Annotated in this window: 6 protein-coding genes; 1 reads left to right on the forward strand and 5 read right to left on the reverse strand. The window is 59.5% G+C overall.

Going from position 1 to position 18,588, the window contains the following annotated elements; all coding sequences use genetic code 11:
• Positions 1 to 64: 64 nt before the first annotated feature.
• The 5 genes from SOM40_RS11945 to SOM40_RS11965 all read right to left on the reverse strand — a co-directional run bounded on the left by SOM40_RS11945 (position 65) and on the right by SOM40_RS11965 (position 16,932).
• Entirely contained in the window at positions 65 to 2,755 is a 2,691-nt protein-coding gene (locus tag SOM40_RS11945) for a sulfotransferase (protein ID WP_320531120.1), read from the reverse strand.
• Positions 2,752 to 12,198 carry a cadherin domain-containing protein gene (locus SOM40_RS11950; RefSeq protein ID WP_501050318.1) on the reverse strand — a complete coding sequence of 3,149 codons (9,447 nt, stop codon included), beginning with the start codon at positions 12,196 to 12,198 and terminating at the stop codon, positions 2,752 to 2,754. Before SOM40_RS11950 ends, SOM40_RS11945 begins: the two co-directional genes overlap by 4 nt.
• A gap of 78 nt (positions 12,199 to 12,276) precedes the next feature.
• A complete protein-coding gene (locus SOM40_RS11955) occupies positions 12,277 to 13,509 on the reverse strand; it encodes a beta-barrel domain-containing protein (protein WP_320530014.1) in 1,233 nt (410 codons plus the stop codon).
• On the reverse strand, positions 13,499 to 15,589 hold the full coding sequence (locus SOM40_RS11960) for a peptidase domain-containing ABC transporter (RefSeq protein WP_320530015.1): 2,091 nt from the start codon (positions 15,587 to 15,589) through the stop codon (positions 13,499 to 13,501). Before SOM40_RS11960 ends, SOM40_RS11955 begins: the two co-directional genes overlap by 11 nt.
• A gap of 134 nt (positions 15,590 to 15,723) precedes the next feature.
• The gene (locus tag SOM40_RS11965; protein WP_261645322.1) at positions 15,724 to 16,932 is read right to left on the reverse strand and encodes a TolC family protein; all 1,209 of its coding nucleotides are present in this window, start codon (positions 16,930 to 16,932) and stop codon (positions 15,724 to 15,726) included.
• Positions 16,933 to 17,660: 728 nt separating this feature from the next.
• Between SOM40_RS11965 and SOM40_RS11970 the strand changes: the two genes are divergently transcribed.
• Positions 17,661 to 18,587, forward strand: coding sequence for a hypothetical protein (locus SOM40_RS11970; protein WP_320530016.1), 927 nt, complete (start codon positions 17,661 to 17,663; stop codon positions 18,585 to 18,587).
• Position 18,588 lies beyond the last annotated feature (1 nt).

The following is an 18,588-nucleotide window of genomic DNA, read 5'->3' on the forward strand; positions in this document are numbered from 1 at the left end:
CCTGACTGATACCGCCAACGTGTATGGCCCGCTTAGATGTTTGCGGGCCTCCTTGCCCGCTAAATTAAAACAGTGCCGTCGCGGAGGTGCGAATGGAATAGCCCAGAGGAAGTGCATCATCCTGGTCAATATCTATTACGCTCATCACTCTGTCATCCATACCGACGTGACGCCCCCTTACCCTCTGTGCTTTTTCCGGTTGCTCCGCTAATTCGTATGCCAGCGCCAGATCGCGTCGCCAGTTGACATTCCATGGGCAGGCCTGGTGTCCCTTTTCCATGTGCGCAATGCCATCCGCCAGGTGCCCTTTACGCACGCAAATCAGGCCCACCATGAAATGCGCGGTCGCGTGTTCGGGCACGTGATGCAGCAGACGCCTGAAGAGCATCTCGGCTTCATCAAGCTTCCCCTCGCGATAGCGGGCGATGCCGTCGGTCTGCATTCCCGGCACGGGCAAGCTCACCATCTCGATAGGTTCATGCACAATCCTCGCGTTAGTCCCCGCGATCAGCGGCGTCAGAAAGTCCGCGTAACGTCGCCAGCGTTCACGTGCAGTCTGATAGATAGGCTGACGCACCTGCCACACGCTGGCTGTCTTGACCGGTCTGTTCAGCTCAGAGGTGTCGAGCACCTGCGGCTCCCATTGCACGCCCACGTATTCCAGCATGCGACGCGCCTCGCGCTCCGGCTCAGAGACCACGTCTTCATAGCGCACCTCGAGAATGTCGCCAGGGAACAGCTGGTTCCAGTGGTGCATCATCAGGTTGTGGTCGGCCAGTTGTTCGCCAATCCACCGCAGGTCATAGGCGAAGCCCATCCCGCCGTGCCTGGCCGCGTAGTCGGTGAAGTAGTTGGAGATAGCGATATCGCGTGGGTCGCGTCGCACTGAGATTATCCGCGCGTTCGGGAACAGCAGCTTGATAAGACCAATGTTCTCGAAATTGTGTGGCAGCTTGTCCACCACGTGCCGGACCTCAGACGCATTTTCGGTCAAGGTTTCCCGCAGTTCCCTAAGCAGGCTGTCGGTGATACCCGCCACGACATCGGCCGATAGATCGTCCACACAATCCGGGTAATGACGTCCTGAACCCGTATGACGTTCCCAGCGTTCCAGCCGGGCAATCGTACTGGGGATCACCCCCAGTTCGCCCGCGCCGTGGATTTGGCTGTGGCCCGCGAGGATCTGTTCGACAAGCGTGGTCCCGGAACGCGGCATACCCAGTACGAATACCGGCAGCGTTGAATCGTTGCCGATGCCGCCACGGTGTTCGTAGAGCGAACGACTGAACGCGTGACGGATACGCGCGCTGCCCTGCCGGTGCGAAACCGGGTCGTAGCGCAGCAGTGCGCGGCTGGCCGCATTGGCGTCATTGGCCAGGGTGAAGGCTTTGGTGTAGTCCTTGCGCTTTTCCCAGGCCGCAGCCAGTTGCAGCAGCAATCCAGGCTGCACCGGGCCGGACAGGCCAGGCCGTCGGGCCAGGGTTTCCAGGCGAATCAACGTTTCGTCGTCTTGCGGAAAACGTCGGGCGTTAATCAGTGCCGCATGACCGCGTGCCGGGTCGACAACCAACACCTGCTCGAACAACGCGACCGCCTCGTCGATGCGCCCCAGTTGCATATACAGCTGCCCCAGCCCCTGCAGGGCGGGTACCAGGTGCGGATACGCTTGCAGTACCTCGAGGTATCGCGCCTCTGCCCCACTGTAGTGCTGTTCTTGCGCATCCGCCCCGGCGAGTGCCACTTGCGCCTGGGCCAGCCACTGGCCGATCTGCCCGGCGTCCATCTCGGATGATGGCGTCAGCGCCCCGGCCTCCTCGATAGCCTGTTCAGCCATCTGACGCGCCAGCGCCGGATGGCCCTGAGTGGCAACGCTGGCCAGCTTCAGGCGCAAAGGAAGCGTCTTGTTTTGCTGCTGTCCGGCCAGATGGATGGCACGGTGCAACAATGAGATAGCCTGAGGCAGACGCCCCTGTAACTCCGCCAGTTCAGCCTGCTGTTGATACAGGTCCGGCTGTTCCGGGTAATGCCCCAGACCACGGCGCAGCGCATCCTCGGCCTGGGCATGGCGTCCACGCTCGGCCAGACGCTGAGCATAGCCGGTCAGCAGGCCGCAATAATCGTCCTCAGCCAGTTCAGCATGGCGTGACTCCAGCCAGGTTTCAGCGCGGGCGTTGTCGTCACGGGCCAGCCACAGCTCCAGGCGCAGGCCGCGCAGCTGTTGGTCGTGCAGAGCCGCCTGCGGTGCAGGCCAGTGCTCCCGTTCGCCTGCCCAGAAGAGGTCGGCGGCGGCCAGCGTCTCCTCGGCCTGCGGCAAATTCTCCCGTTGCAGATGGAGACGCAACAGTTGCTGATAAACGTCGACGTCGGGCTGCAGGCGCAGACTGCGTTCATACAGGGGGATAGCCTCCTCCCCCCGCTGATGCTGCACATAACAGGCAGCCAGACGCGCCAGCAAAAGCGCGTGGTCTGGCGCCTCTGTGCGGGTGGCTTCCAGCAGCGCCTGCGCCGCGTCACATTCCCCAAGAAACAGGTGTATGGCGGCCAGGTCGACGCGGGCGTCGACCTCCAGTGCCGCCGGGCTCAGCACCATCAGCGCCTGGCGGGCCGCCTCTGGCTGGCCCAGATGGGCCTGGGCCAGAGCCAGCAGCACCTGTTCTGCCGGTGACATCACCGGCAGGCTATAACAGGCCTCATGCAGCGCGTCGAACTGCCGCATGTCGACCAGACGGCGTAGCAACGTCAGAGAACCTGTCATGGCAGCGCCAGCCCTTGCGAGGTGAGGAGGCCAGCAGGCATCGCCGGCAGATACGCCTGAGCAAACGAACTGTCCCCATTCGGGTTTTGGGCCCATGAGCCGGTCCAGAGATCCGCGCTATAACCACCACGATAGAATTGGCCGTTAGCATCAACACCGGCGGCGTTATAAGCAGAAAACGAAGTAGAGAACCCCGCCAACCAGTTAACGGCATTCCCACCGTGATTCATATTCATCACGGGATCGCCATACTGTCCCCGAACATCACTGCCCGTGCCCACCAGCACAATCTTGTCGTCCTGGCTCAGATTCTGCGCGCCCGACCACATCTCGTTGCTGTCCAGCCCAGCCAGCGAACCGTAATTGCTGTTGACCTGGATATAGATGGTGTACGCGGTATTGGCATCAAAGACGCGCCCGTTGTGATCGGAGCTTTGGCCCGTCGTCAGGTCGAATACCACAATGGACGGATCCCCCATCCCGGCGGAAACGGTCGTGAAATTCAGCCCCGTCGAGGTACTGATCCCGGCATAGTCATTGCCCGCCGTATCGTGCAGCGCTGTGCTGTCGATCTGGACGTGGTAGTTTGCGCCTGCCGCCAGATCCGTTGTCGGGTTCACCGTCACCGTGTTGCCGCTGATGCTGACCTGCGAACTGTCGGTGATGTCGATAACCTTGTTCAGACTGCTGTTGCTCTCGTTGACGAGGGTGATATGGCCGCTGCCAGCCTGCACATCCTCGCTGAAGGTCAGCGTGAGATTCGCGCCCGTGGCAACGCTGCCGCCGTTGTCCTGCGGCGTGCTGCTGGTGAGCATCGGCGCAGTGTTGTCTACCGTCAGGCCGGTGCTGTCCGCCGCAGTCGCCATGCCGTGGTTTGCCGTGGTGACCGTGACGGCGACGTTGCGACTGTCTACGTGGTTAATGGCACCGGCGGTGAGGGTGTATTGCGCCGTGAATTTCCCATCGCCCGCGATGGCATCCCCGTGGGTACCGTCGTCCCAGGCGGTCGTTGGCGTGCTGGCACCAAACTGGCTGAAGTCCATGGTGACGCTGCTTACAGTGCTGGCATTGGCATCGCCGCTGGCGGAGTTGTCCCACATGGCGGTAACGGTGTCGCCGACCTTGTAGGTACTGCCGTCTGCGCCACCTGGCATGGAGGTGATGGCGATATGGGCATCGGTTACTGTCGGTGCCACAGGCGCATTCAGGCCGATCTGGTAGATACCACCCACTGCGTAGCCGCTTTTGCCGCCATCGCTTGAGTCGGAATCAAACAGCACAGAATAGGTGATGTCATAGCCGCCCGCGCCGTCGGAGACGATCCGCGGGTTATACAACTGCCCGCCCTGAGGCACCGTGATACCGCTGTCGGTCACGGCACTGGTCAGCTCGCCGGTGGTTTTGGAGATGGTGACCTGGCTAAAGCCGCCGTTACCGTCAGGGAACACAAACACCAGATCGGTGCCGTTGTCATAGGCCGTAGCCGATGCAGCCACGGAGCCGCTGCTTGCCCACGCCAGCTCGTCATGAAGCGTTTTGTCCATCGCGCCAACGTCCACGGCGTGATAGCTCTGGGTCCCCATGTTATAGACGGTATTGCTCTGAACGTTGGTGGTGATCAGCGTCCCGTTGTTGTTGTAGAGCGTGACCTCCCAGGTCGCGGAGCGGTATTCCTGGCTAAAGACGGCAAAACCGCCGTCGAACGCAATGACGTTGGTCGGAGAAGTTTGCTCGTCATTCCAGTTAACGCGCTGCCAGGTGGTGCCGCCGTCGAAATTGACCAGCGCGCCGGTGTCGTCGAGCTTGAAGATGAAGGCACCAATAGGCGTGCTTGTCGCCGACTGACCCGGCGTGCCAATCCAGTCGTAGACCTCGGAGGCCAGGACATAGCTGCCATCGCTCAGTGCCGTCAGTACACCTGGCGACAGCTGGAATTTCATCAACTGGACTGCCGGGCTGGCAACGCCGCCGAAGTTTTGACTCGCGCTGTTGCCGCCGATCAGGGTCTGCGCGACCGGTGTGAAGCTGGTTCCGCTGCCGTTGTAATGGAAGACAGAGACGGCCTGCTGCTGGTCGGTCCCCGGTCCGTAAGTCTGGTAAGCGATCGCGAAATCACCGCCATTCGCGCTGCTCTGCGCGGCAATGGTGACGCCTTGGCCAGGTGACGCCAGCGTGTCGCTCGATTGCAGGTTGCCGCTGTTGTCGTAGATAGCGTAGTGGACGCTGTAGTCATTCCAGTTAAGGGTATCCACCTGCGACCAGGCCACAACGAAGCCGCCGTTGGCCAGCGCCTTGATCTGCGTATCCAGCATGGTGTAGCCCGCAGGAATGCTGATGTCCAGGGTCTTGACGACGTTGTTGTTCACGTCCAGCACCCTGACGACGCCGTCGTACAGCGCACCGGTCGGATCCCAGGTGATATAGTCGCCGCCGGTCTGCCGCATATATTCGACAACCGTATAGCCGTTACTCAACTTCTCCAGGCCGAGGTTGATGGTCATCTCGGTAGAGGTGTCGTTGGTGCTGCCCGAGACCATTGCGCTGCCATCAAGGTTGAGGCCTGGCGCCACCTCAACGGTAACGGTCTGGCTACTGTGGTTGCCCGCCGCATCGGTGGCGGTCACGACCAGGTTATAACTGCCAGCCACGGCGGCGCTGTTCAGGGTGATGACACCGGTGGTGGCGTTGATGTCGAACCAGCCGAGGCTGTCCTGATCCAGGCTGTAGGTGACGGCGTTGGCATCGCTGGCGTTGGCGTCGTACACCTGGGTGCCCGCCGCTGCGCCGCTGGTGAGGGTGGTGCCGGTAGCAGTTGCGCCGCCTGCAATAACAGGTGCGGTGTTGTCCACGATCACGCTGCTGCCGGAGATAGCAGAGACATTGCCGGACGCGTCCACGGCGTAAGCGTGGTAAGTGCCGTCGGCAAGGCCAGTCAGCGCAAGCGTAGAGCCGTTGTTGGCCGTGACGGCAACGCTATTTACCAGGTTGTCGGCAGCACTGGTGAGGCTGTTCAGATCCGTCACTGTCACGCTGTCGCTGACCAGGTATACCGTGCCAGCTTCGGTGCTCTGCACGCTCACCGTCTCGCCGCTGTTCTCCACGCCATCCGCGTCACGGATAAGCGTGGCGATCGGCGGTGTAGTATCGACGACGTTGTAGGTGACGGTCTGCGTGGTTTGATTACCGGCGGCATCGGTGGCGGTGACAATGAATTGCGCACCGGTGGCCTTGGCCGGGCTGGTGAGCAGCGTCACGACGCCGGTGCTGGCGTTGATGCGGAAGTGCTGGATGTCGTTCAGGCTGTAGGTGACCCCGTGCGCGTCGGTCGCGGCAGCGGTGTAGACCGTGTCGCCAGCGACGGTGCTGTCCGTAATGTCGGCGGCGGTGGCCGCGCTGGTGAAGACAGGGTCGACGTTATCCACCATCACGCTGCTGCCGGAAATGACTGACAGATTGCCTGCCGCATCAACAGCCCAGGCATGGTAGGTACCGTCAGCGAGGTTGGCTGCGGAGATCGCTGCAGGGGTATTGGCGGTAACGACAGTGCTGGCCCACTGGTCGCTAGCCGCGCCGGTAATGTCGCTAAGCTGACTGACCACCACTGTGTCGTTGACCAGATAGACGGTGCCGCTTTCGCTGCTTTGCACGGTCGCGTGGCCATCATGGTTCAGCACGACGAGGTTTTCGTAGGTGCTGCCGTCGGCGTTAAATTTCTGCACATACAGGTTGAAGTTAAAAATACCGTTGGCAGGATTGAAAGCGTACCAGGTCACCATGTATTCGCCGTCTGCACCGACGGCGGTGACTTGTGGGTATTGGTCAATCGCGCCGCCGGAAGCCTCCAGACGCACAATATCGCCTACCGCGACACCGCTGGCATTGAACTTCTGCACATAGATGTCCGGGCTCGAGCCGCTATTACCCATCCAGGTGATGACGTAGCCGCCATCACCCAGCGCCGTGATGCGCGGGTTTTCGTCGTAGTTATTGCTCGTATTGTTGTGCGGTGCATCGAGTTGCACGACAGCGCCCACTTTGCTGCCACCTGCAGTGAACTGCTGCACATAGACAGTGTAATCCCAGGATCCGTTGGTGGTGTCGTATTCCATCCAGGTGATGGCGTAGCCGCCGTCGGCCAGCGCGGCAACATACGGATAGGTATAGTTGCCACCGTTACTGCCGCTGCTCAAGCCGTCCAGTTCGACGGGGGTGCCGACTTTAGCGCCAGTGGCATCGAACTGCTGCACCCAGGTGCTGCTGTCGTAATTCGAGCTGTTGTAGTCGAAGCCCGACCAGGTGACGACATAGCCGCCGCCAGTCAGCGCCGTGATCTGCGGCTGGGTTTCGTAGCTGGAACTGTTTCCGGTAGTGCCATCCAGCACCACCGGGGGGGAACCGGTGCCGGTAGCGTCGAACTGCTGCACGTAGATGTGGTAATCGCCGGAGGTATAGCCCTGCCAGGTCACCACGTAGCCGCCATTGTCCAGCACGGTGATCTGCGGGCTGGCATTGCTATAAGAGCCAGGCACCACCAGTGGCACGGTGTTGCCCACGGCGACACCGGCGTTGTCAAAGCGCTGCACGTACACGCCGTCGCTGCCGCTGGTGTACCAGGTCACGATATAGCCGCCATCGGCCAGCGTCGCGATCTGCGGGGCGATGTCCTGCGCAGAAGCGTACCCATCCAGTTTCACAGCTGCGGATAGGGAGATGCCGTCAGCGTTGAATAACTGCGTATAGATGCTGGTGTCGTTGCTGCCATCGTTCTGGCCGATCCAGGCCACAGCGTAAGCCCCTGCATCATTAATGGCTGTCACGCTGACAACACTGTCTGACCAGTTGTAGAACGAGTTGGTCGCACCTGATGCCAGCTGTACGGCATCACCCAGCGCCACACCCTGAGCGCTGAGGCGCTGCGCATAGATCCCGTAGCTGCCATTGTTGTTGCCTGCCCATGTCACCAGGAAGCTGCCGTCACCCAGCGCGGTGGTGTCAAAACCGTTGGGGTAAGTGGAGTAGGTCGCCGGGCTCAACATTACTGGCCCCGACGAGCTGCCGTCGAGGGTGACAGTCGGTGCGATTTCGTCCACATCGGTGACATTGACGGTAACGGTCTGCGTGGTTGCGTGACCCGCGGCGTCAGTGGCAACGACGTTGAAGGTGTATTGCGGCACGTGGGTGCCTTCATAGTCGGGGCTGGTATTAAAGGTGACCGCACCCGTTGCAGCGTCGATAGTGAAATACTGGGCGTCTGCGCGACCAGGCTCGTCAGCCAGGCTATAGGTGACATGCTCGCCACCGTCGGCGGCGTCATTATCGTTGGCCTGTGCGGTATAGATGGCGGTGCTGGCGGCGGTATTCTCAGCAACGCTTACCGTGGCGCTGGCATAGCTGTCGCTGCTGTTGCCGGTGGTGAAGCTCGGGGCCTGCTCATCAACGTTGTTGATCCCCAGGGTCACCTTCTGGCTGCTGGCGTTGCCCGCCGCATCGGTGGCCACCACGGTGAAGCTGTAGCTGGCTTTGTTCTCAAAGTCCGGGTTGCCGATCAGGGTGACCGCGCCGGTGATCGGATCAATCGTCAGATCCGCGTCGCTGCCCGCTTTCAGGGAGAAGGTGACGCCGTTGCTGATATCGGCGCTATCGGTGGCCGTGGCGGTGTAGATCACCTGGCCTGCGCCGCTGTTTTCGTTGATTGCGGTAGCGGTGGTGCCGCTGGTGATGGTCGGGGCAACTTCATCGAGGTTGTTGATCCCCAGGGTCACCTTCTGGCTGCTGGCATTGCCCGCCGCATCGGTGGCCACTACGGTGAAGCTGTAGATGGCTTTGCTCTCAAAATCCGGGTTGCCGGTCAGGGTGACCGCGCCGGTGATCAGATCAATCGTCAGATCCGCGTCGCTGCCCGCTTTCAGGGAGAAGGTGACGCCGTTGCTGATATCGGCGGTATCGGTGGCCGTGGCGGTGTAGATCACCTGGCCTGCGCCGCTGTTTTCGTTGATTGCGGTAGCGGTGGTGCCGCTGGTGATGGTCGGCGCAACTTCATCGAGGTTGTTGATCCCCAGGGTCACCTTCTGGCTGCTGGCGTTGCCCGCCGCATCGGTGGCCACCACGGTGAAGCTGTAGCTGGCTTTGCTCTCATAATCCGGGTTGCCGGTCAGGGTGACCGCGCCGGTGATCGGATCAATCGTCAGATCCGCGTCGCTGCCCGCTTTCAGGGAGAAGGTGACGCCGTTGCTGATATCGGCGGTATCGGTGGCCGTGGCGGTGTAGATCACCTGGCCTGCGCCGCTGTTTTCGTTGATTGCGGTAGCGGTGGTGCCGCTGGTGATGGTCGGCGCAACTTCATCGAGGTTGTTGATCCCCAGGGTCACCTTCTGGCTGCTGGCGTTGCCCACCGCATCGGTGGCCACTACGGTGAAGCTGTAGCTGGCTTTGTTCTCAAAGTCCGGGTTGCCGGTCAGGGTGACCGCGCCAGTGATCGGATCAATCGTCAGATCCGCGTCGCTGCCCGCTTTCAGGGAGAAGGTGACGCCGTTGCTGATATCGCCGGTATCGGTCGCCGTGGCGGTGTAGATCACCTGGCCTGCGCCGCTGTTTTCGTTGATTGCGGTAGCGGTGGTGCCGCTGGTGATGGTCGGCGCAACTTCATCGAGGTTGTTGATCCCCAGGGTCACCTTCTGGCTGCTGGCGTTGCCCACCGCATCGGTGGCCACTACGGTGAAGCTGTAGCTGGCTTTGTTCTCAAAGTCCGGGTTGCCGATCAGGGTGACCGCGCCAGTGATCGGATCAATCGTCAGATCCGCGTCGCTGCCCGCTTTCAGGGAGAAGGTGACGCCGTTGCTGATATCGCCGGTATCGGTCGCCGTGGCGGTGTAGATCACCTGGCCTGCGCCGCTGTTTTCGTTAATCGCCGGGGCGGTGGTGCCGCTGGTGATGGTCGGCGCAACTTCATCAAGGTTGTTGATCCCCAGGGTCACCTTCTGGCTGCTGGCGTTGCCCGCCGCATCGGTGGCCACCACGGTGAAGCTGTAGCTGGCTTTGTTCTCAAAGTCCGGGTTGCCGGTCAGGGTGACCGCGCCGGTGATCGGATCAATCGTCAGATCCGCGTCGCTGCCCGCTTTCAGGGAGAAGGTGACGCCGTTGCTGATATCGGCGCTATCGGTGGCCGTGGCGGTGTAGATCACCTGGCCTGCGCCGCTGTTTTCGTTGATTGCGGTAGCGGTGGTGCCGCTGGTGATGGTCGGGGCAACTTCATCGAGGTTGTTGATCCCCAGGGTCACCTTCTGGCTGCTGGCATTGCCCGCCGCATCGGTGGCCACTACGGTGAAGCTGTAGATGGCTTTGCTCTCAAAATCCGGGTTGCCGGTCAGGGTGACCGCGCCGGTGATCGGATCAATCGTCAGATCCGCGTCGCTGCCCGCTTTCAGGGAGAAGGTGACGCCGTTGCTGATATCGGCGGTATCGGTGGCCGTGGCGGTGTAGATCACCTGGCCTGCGCCGCTGTTTTCGTTGATTGCGGTAGCGGTGGTGCCGCTGGTGATGGTCGGCGCAACTTCATCGAGGTTGTTGATCCCCAGGGTCACCTTCTGGCTGCTGGCGTTGCCCGCCGCATCGGTGGCCACCACGGTGAAGCTGTAGCTGGCTTTGCTCTCAAAATTCGGGTCGCCGGTCAGGGTGACCGCGCCGGTGATCGGATCAATCGTCAGATCCGCGTCGCTGCCCGCTTTCAGGGAGAAGGTGACGCCATTGCTGATATCGCCGGTATCGGTCGCCGTGGCGGTGTAGATCACCTGCCCTGCGCCGCTGTTTTCGTTGATTGCGGTAGCGGTGGTGCCGCTGGTGATGGTCGGGGCAACTTCATCAAGGTTGTTGATCCCCAGGGTCACCTTCTGGCTGCTGGCGTTGCCCGCCGCATCGGTGGCCACCACGGTGAAGCTGTAGCTGGCTTTGTTCTCAAAGTCCGGGTTGCCGATCAGGGTGACCGCACCGGTGGCGGCATTGATGCTGAACAGCGCGCTATCGCCGGTGGTGCTCAGGCTGTAGCTAAACTGGCTGGGGTCGGTGGCGACAGCAGTCCAGACCACCTGGCCTGCCCCGATGTTCTCATCCACGCTGGCCGTCGTGGCGCTGCTGAAGACAGGCGCATGGGTATCAATAATGAGGCTGAGTCCACCGGACGTGTCAGTGGCGGTCGCTGCGCCTTTAATCAGCAACGACTGCACCTCATCGGACAAACTGCTACTGCTGCCGAGTGTGATCCCGGCAGTGACGGTGTCAAGGATGGCCTGGGTGGATGCACCGGCGTTGGCTTCCGCGCCGGAGAATGCCGCCAGCAGCAGGCCATATTTTTCACCGGTACTCAGGCCATCGGTAGCGTCATAACTACCGCCGTTGGTTGCCACGACCGTAGTGTTCAGAATGTCATCCACACCAAACAGGCTGCTAATGGCGGCGGACGTGTCGGCCACCTGCGTCGCACTCAGGGTGGCTGGACTGTCAGGCGTGCCGCCGATGGCTTCCTGAGCCTTGTTATAGGCGAGAGTGGTCAACACGTTAATATTGAGAACGAGGGTACTGTTGTCTCCGGAGATAACACCCATGCTCCAGAGCTGCGCAGAGAGGTCTTTTCCCGCGCCAGTCGCTTCGTCCAGGTAGTCAGCAGCGCTGCCGCTGTTGACGAGCTTAACAATCACCACGCCGCTGTAACTGCCAGCAGAGATGGTTACCGAGCCGTTGGGCCCCAGCGTCCCCGAGCCAATCAGCGTTTTTCCATCGGCCTGATAAATCTCTACATTCAAATCGTTACTGCTGAGCGCCGGGCCGCCGACAAAATTAAGCTCGACGGCGTTCTGTACAGCGGGTTCTCCACCGCCGTTATCGTGCTTGCCGCCATTGTCACTCCCGCTATGACCACTCGCCACGGCAACCCCGACCACGCCACCTAATGCGAGAGCGCCAGCCAGGTAGCCCACGTAAGAGTGCGATTGAGGAAGGTAGGTGATCGGATGGCCAGACACCACAGAGCTATTCTGCAGGCCGGCTAAGATACTCTCGAGACCCGGGTGACCAGAGGTCATGCTGGCCAGCGCGTCCGGCGAACCGTGCGCATAGAGAACATGGCTGCCGTCGGCCAACGCCGCCCCTTCGGTGCTACCGGGCGTCATCAGTTGGGTAGCGGTGCCATCAGCAGGCAGGGTGACGCTGGTATCGTTTTGCGAATACCAGTCCTGCAGGGTCAACGTGGTGCCATCGGCATAGTCCAGCTGCAGATCTTGCCCGTGACGCGAAGCCACGACGTCATCGGCCAGCTTTTCCTGATCTTTATCGCCCTGGCGCTTGAGCACCCGGTAAGCTTCACCCGGCGCGGCCTTGTGAATGTTGGCCTGCCCGGCCTGCAGGGTAATACGGGTTTTACCGGTACTGAGCGTATATTGGCGTGGGTTCATCTGGGTCTCGGATGTCATTGTGTGTTGTGTCCAATTGGGGCGAACAGGAAAATCGGGTTGCAACGACCACCTGCGGTGTCATCGCTCCTGGAATGATTCACTGAGTGTTTTGCGCAAAGGTTTAAGTAAAAAGTCCATCAGCGTGCGATCGCCGGTACGGATATCGAGCTGAGATGTCATGCCCGGCAGGATGTCCAGCTGACGACCTGTCGTACTGCGCACAAGCTGCCCCTCTCCTTCTGCATGGCTTTTCAAACGAACATGAACGCGGTAGTAGATCTCCTCGCCACGGGGTGTGTTTTCTTTAAGGGTGTCGGCCGACACATAGATCACCTCCCCCTGCAATGCGCCATAAATGGTGTAATCGAAGGGATCGAGGCGTACGGTAGCTGGCAGTCCAACCTGAACGCGGGCAATATCAGCAGGCAGAACCTTAGCCTCAATGATGAGGGCATCATCTGACGGGACGATCTGCATGATCTCATCACCGGCACGTAATACCCCACCCAGCGTGGTGACGCGGACGTTTTTGACTATCCCAGGTCCCATGGCCGTAAAGACCGTATCGTGCACCTGCTGGCGACGGCCGGCCATCTGTTGCAGCGTCTGGCTCAGGTCATCTTCGGCCTTGGTGAGATCGGCTCGCGCGTCATCCAGAAACTTATTGCGTCGACCCAGCAGGCGGGCACGGGCTTCATTGAGATCGCGCTGCGCGTTAAGCCGCTCACTGGTGCTCACATCCCCAGAGCGTTCAAGCCCGTTCACCAGGCTAAGTTTCTGACTGGCTAAATTGACAGCGGTTTGCAGCGCAGTGATATCTTCCTGCAGGCTCTGACGGCGCTGCAAAAACAGGGCGCGTTCAATGTCTGCCTGTTCGCGCAATGCCGGGCCGGGATCGGACGGGAACCGGGGGGCTGACTGGCCCGTTGATTCTGCGCGCAGTCGGGCAATACGCGCCCGTAGACCGACGATACGCGCGTCCACTTCACCCGCCGCTGCCTCAACGCGGGTTGGGTCGAGACGAGCCAGAATCTGCCCCGCCTTAACATGGTCACCCTCTTTGACGCCCAGCTCGGACAGTACGCCCCCGTCCACGGTCTGGATTATCTGCACCCGGCTGCTGGCGATCACTTCCCCGTGTGCCCGTGCGACTTCATCAATGCGAAAATAGATCGCCCAGATGACAAAACCCAGCACCAGGACGACGATGCTCCCGATAAGCCCGGCGGAGAGTCGGCTACGGTGGTAGTTTTCCAGCCGATGCACGCGAGCGGCGTCAGCGACCTCGTCGTCAAACAGTTCAACGGCCATTAAGGACTCCTGCTGAATTAGATGCTTCAGGCATACGTGTTTTTAAGTTCGTTACTTCAACGGTGGGCCGCGAACCCGTGGCGCGGGCCATTAGTCCTGGCATCAGTTTTTCCGGTGCACCATCACGTACGATGGTGCCTTCCTGCACGACCAGGACGCGGGTGGCAAAATTAACGGCAGCCATCGGACGGTGAGTGGCGACGATGAGGATATCTTCTGGCTGCAGCCTGGCCTGTAATGCTTGCCAGACACGGGCCTCCGCTTCGCCATCCAGCGAGGCCGTCGGTTCATCCAGTAGCCAGATACGGGGACGAGACATCAGCACACGTGCCAGCCCTACCAGCTGGCGCTGACCGCCAGAAAGACCCGAGCCACCTTCGCTGATCGCCATATCCATACCCAGCGGATTACTGGCAGCCACCTGATCCAGCGCCAGATCGCGGGTGACGTCGGTCAGCGTGGTGTCGCTGACTGCTCCTGCGAGCATCAGATTGCTTCGCAGCGTGCCTTTGAAGAGCTGCACCGCTTGTGGCAGATAGCCAACCTGAGCACTGACCAGTTGGGGATCGATCTCCCACAAATCGGCATCGCCCAGGCGTACGCGGCCCTCACCGGGGCGATACAGCCCGGACAGGATCTTCAGCAGCGTCGATTTACCGCCGCCAACGGGCCCTAACAGCAGAACGCGTTCACCGGCGTGAAAGCGAAGTGCGGGAATATTGAGTTGTTGTACCGGAGACTGCGGAAAGGCGAAGCGCAGCTTTTCCACACTAATATGTTCTGGCAGGCGATCGGGCAACAGCAGGGTCTGTCCGGGACGACGCTCCGTCGGTTTACGCAGCAGGTTGTTCACCATGTCCAGCGCTTCTCTGACCTGCTGCCATTGCATCAGGTACTGAACGCCCTGACTCACCGGCCCGATGACACGCCCCCCCAGAATACTGCAGGCGACCATGCCCCCGGTGGTCAAATATCCGGCCTCGACGCCCCAGACGCCCACCACGATCCCCATAACATACGCCAGCGTCGACAGACTGCCGGTGGTGTTAGTACAGAACTGACTGAGCGATTTTTGCTGAATGCTGTAGCCAGCGATGGAATTGCTGAGCGTCTGCCAGTCTTGTGCAAAACGCCAGCCAGCATGACTGGCGCGCAGCGTCTCGGCACCGCGAATACTGTCGACTAACAGGCCCAGACGCTCGTTGCTGCGAAGCATCTGTTGGCGCGTGAGACGGCGTAAGCGCATACGCGTGAACAGGCCAAGCGCCAACGCGACAGGTAGCATTCCAAGGTAAACCCAGCCGACGGGCCCACCGATCAAACCAATCAGCCCGATAAACAGAAAGGCAAACGGCAGATCCACGATCCCAAAGACCAGACCGGCAGAGACAACCTGCCGTACCGAATCCAGTGCCCCCACCTGCGCGGCCAGCGTGCCCAGACTGCCGGGCTGCTGGTCGAGTTGCAGGTGCAGCAGGTGTTCATAGACATGCTGGGAAAGGCGTTTATCCACACTGCTGGCAACGCTGTCCATGATACGGGCCCGCAGCATTTTGAGCAGCCAGTCCAGCCCCACAACCAGCACCATCCCCACGACCAGCGTGGTCAGGGTTGCCCAGGCCAGGGTAGGCACCACGCGATCGTAGACCTGCATCGCGAAGAGCGAGGTGGGAATGGCCAGGATGTTCACCAGCAGCGTGGCGGCTACGACCTGGAACACCCAACGGCGGTCGCGCAACAGCTCGCGCCAGACCAGGCGCATGGCCGGGTTTTCACTATCAGAGAGGTTTTCTGACTGTACAGGTGAAGCCAGTCTCACCCAGAGAACAGCCGTTTCGTCACCCGCAACCGTACCCGGCGCACCGGTCAGAATATCGTCTACCGTCAGCGTTCGGGATTCGGCACCTTCACGGGTCAGCGTAAGGGTATCGGTATTCCCTCCCTCACTGTGTCGCTCGGCTAGCCACCATGTCTGTTCGTGCCACATCAGTGCCGGGAGTTGGCGGGGATCAAAACGCCGCCAGGGAAGCAACGCCAGCCGGACATCTTTCATCCCCGCGTCCGACAGTAAACTGCGCACATGATCCTGGGGGCGATCTGTCAATGAAGGAACGGTCTGCGCACGTGCATACGCCTGCGTTAACGCCGCTTTATTCACCGGGGCCTTTAGCTTGTCCAGCAAGGCCAGTAATTCAGAGAGAGGAACAGATATCATCAGGGAAGGCTCGCAGACGTGTTAGCTAATTGGGTGCCTGGCAGGGCGCCAGAGGTATCGTCCATACGTCCTGTGCGTGCAGCCAGGCGCAGGCAATCGACCCGCCATGCCGATCGTACCGCTACCAGTGCTTGTTGTTGTTCAGTTAATTCGCGCACGGCGTTGAGGACATCCAGCCAGCTCTTGTAGCCCGATTCATACTGGCGTCGGAAGGATGCCAGCGTGTCGCTGAGCTCAATGACAGACTGCTCATAACCCGTCATCAGCATTTGGTTAGCATCACGCTGATCGAGCAGCTGGCGCGTCTGAATGTCTTCGCTGTGGCGTTGTTGAGCCAGATCCTGTCGTGCGGACTCCACGCGTTCCATTGCTGCGTTCTGAAGGCCGCGGTTCACCAGTCCCAGACCTTCCATCGTGCCGGTCACCACAACATTGATCGTATTTTCATTTCTCTGATTGGGGATGCCCGAGTAGTCATTGCGAGAGGCTTGCAGGGAGACGGTCGGCATGGATGAGGTGCGCTGACGTTTCACATCCGTTTCGGCAAGCGTGACCCCCGCTTCGCGGGCTCGTACGGTTGCACTCTGCGCAAGAATTTGTTCCTGTATAGCCCGATCGGCAGGCAGTTTGAGGATGCTGCCAGGCACCGGCAGGTCGCTTGCGACCGGCACCTGCGTCAAGGATAACAGCGTGGATTCAGCGGTAAGCAGGTCCGATTTGGCCTGTTCGAATGAGGAACGCGCCTGTAACAACCGGGCCTTCGCCAGGCTGACATCAGCCGAAGACGCCAGTCCCCCCTGCTGACGGCGCTGGATCTGTTCCTGCAACGCCTGATGGTTGGTAACGTTCGATTCGGCAACGGCAAGACGCTCGCGAACACCCTGGACATTCGCATAGGCCACTGCGGTCTCTTCCAGCAAGTCACGACGTGTCGCCCAGGCCGTGGCTTGCTGAGCAAGTGTGTCAGTGTCGGCGTAGTCAATGGCGCTGTCGATGCGCCCAAACGCCCATAATGGTTGCGATACACTCAGCGTGGTCGAACTGGAATCATTGTAACCAGAAATTTGCCCCGTCCCTGCGCTGGCCCCAAGGGTTGGCAAACGTGCCGCGCGGGCGCTGTCGGCGTTGGCCTCTTTGGAACGCACAAGCGCCTGCTGACTGGCCAGACCGGGGTGATGGAGCATGGTGCTGCGCAGTGCGGCGTACAACCCCCCCGGCGAAGTGTCGTCAGAGATAGAGTGCGAAGGCGCCCTCGCCTCAGCAATGGTCACAGAAATGACAAAGGCTAAAGGAAGTATGATTGCAGGAAGAATGCGACAACCGTGTCGCACTGGAAGAAACCCCATGTCTGAAGAGCCCTGTATTTAAGAAAGAGTAAAAGGCCCACCGATCACGATTTTTCTCAGGTTATCCCGACATAACAATGATTTAATAAATGGCACGGCCGGATAACGAGTTGGAAATAAGAAAATGCCTATTGTTTTACGCAATGATTACCGATCAACAACATTCATGTCAATGTGTGTAATCGTGTAATAAAGACTGTAAAACATCGTTAATTGAGACGATAAGTTCATTTAACTCAAATATCCGCAGGATTAAGAAAAACTTTATTAGTGGAATATCTGTTAAGGCAGTGGATAATTTGTTACTAGCAAAAAGTGGCAGAGGGAGGTGTTGATTGTTGAGTTAGGTAAGAGAATGTCGTTGCCCCTGAGAGGCAGTGACGTTGTATGGCAAATCAAGGCTGTTATAAAGCGTTATTAACTCATCCAGATCCCAGCCCCGACGTTTACTGTCCAGAGCCATGTTAAACAGAGCCAAAATGAATCCGACAGACGTTTTTCAGTTTGTTGGGCCTAAAGGTAAGCAATACTGTAATTTTGAAAAGCCTGAAATAAGTATGATGCATAAGACATAAAGCTAAAGGACAGACATGACAGCATATTCCAATTCTGATGCGGCAAGGGACTTACGCCCGGCCTTAGACAAGGCACCCGCTGGCGCGGTGAACGGAGAATGGTTCTTTATCACCGAACAGGCAGGCGTCTCCTCACAAACCGGAGGTTACATGTATGCCGACGGGAGTCACGTTGCAGAGGGTAACCACGCCTTACAGAAGGTCCGGGAGGTTGTCGAGAAACTCGAAGCATCAAGGGTACAGCCCTTCAATAAGGTTATCGTTGACTGGACAAGGTCTAAAATACCGTTAATACGGGGGCGCGTTACGGTTGAGACATTATTCGATGAGACAATTGTGCCGCGTGGTCCTCAGGACCCGATTTATGAGGTTGCTGCTGTAGCAAGGCGAGCCTTCTGGGAAAGGTATGGCAGCGTCTCAGATGGCTTTACGGTTGAACGAGATGACGCAAACGTACATAACCAGACGAAATGGTTCGGGCCCCATCGCCGGGTGCTCAATATTAAGAGGAACACCACATTAACGCTTGCCACTGATGGCCTCTCGACGCCCTGGGCCGGCATTGCAGACCCGGAAAATGGCGTAGGATGCGAACTTTTCATGGAATTAGACGCTTCGAATATGATCAGCCAGCAGATTGATGACTGGGCTCATCTCTTGATTACCCTGGGGGATCTCGTTGCCGATGGCTATCAGGTTGCTGCTGATGTAGAAAATTATGGCGCAATCCTGTTTTGCGCTCTTACAGACGAATATAACCCAGTGACCCGAATCATCCTCAGCCGTGATAGCCGCAGGATTGATAATTTGCCTTTCGGTTCAGTTCCGCTCATTCGTGTAACGCCGATAGCAGAGTCAGAGATTGCACACCTGGACCAATCCGATGAATGGGCATCAAGCGCAGCAAGACATGCTCTCGCGGAACGGCAGATAGCAATATAGA

This window comes from Leclercia sp. CFBP8987, from assembly GCF_034044995.2.
In the GTDB taxonomy this organism is placed as follows: domain Bacteria; phylum Pseudomonadota; class Gammaproteobacteria; order Enterobacterales; family Enterobacteriaceae; genus Enterobacter; species Enterobacter tamurae.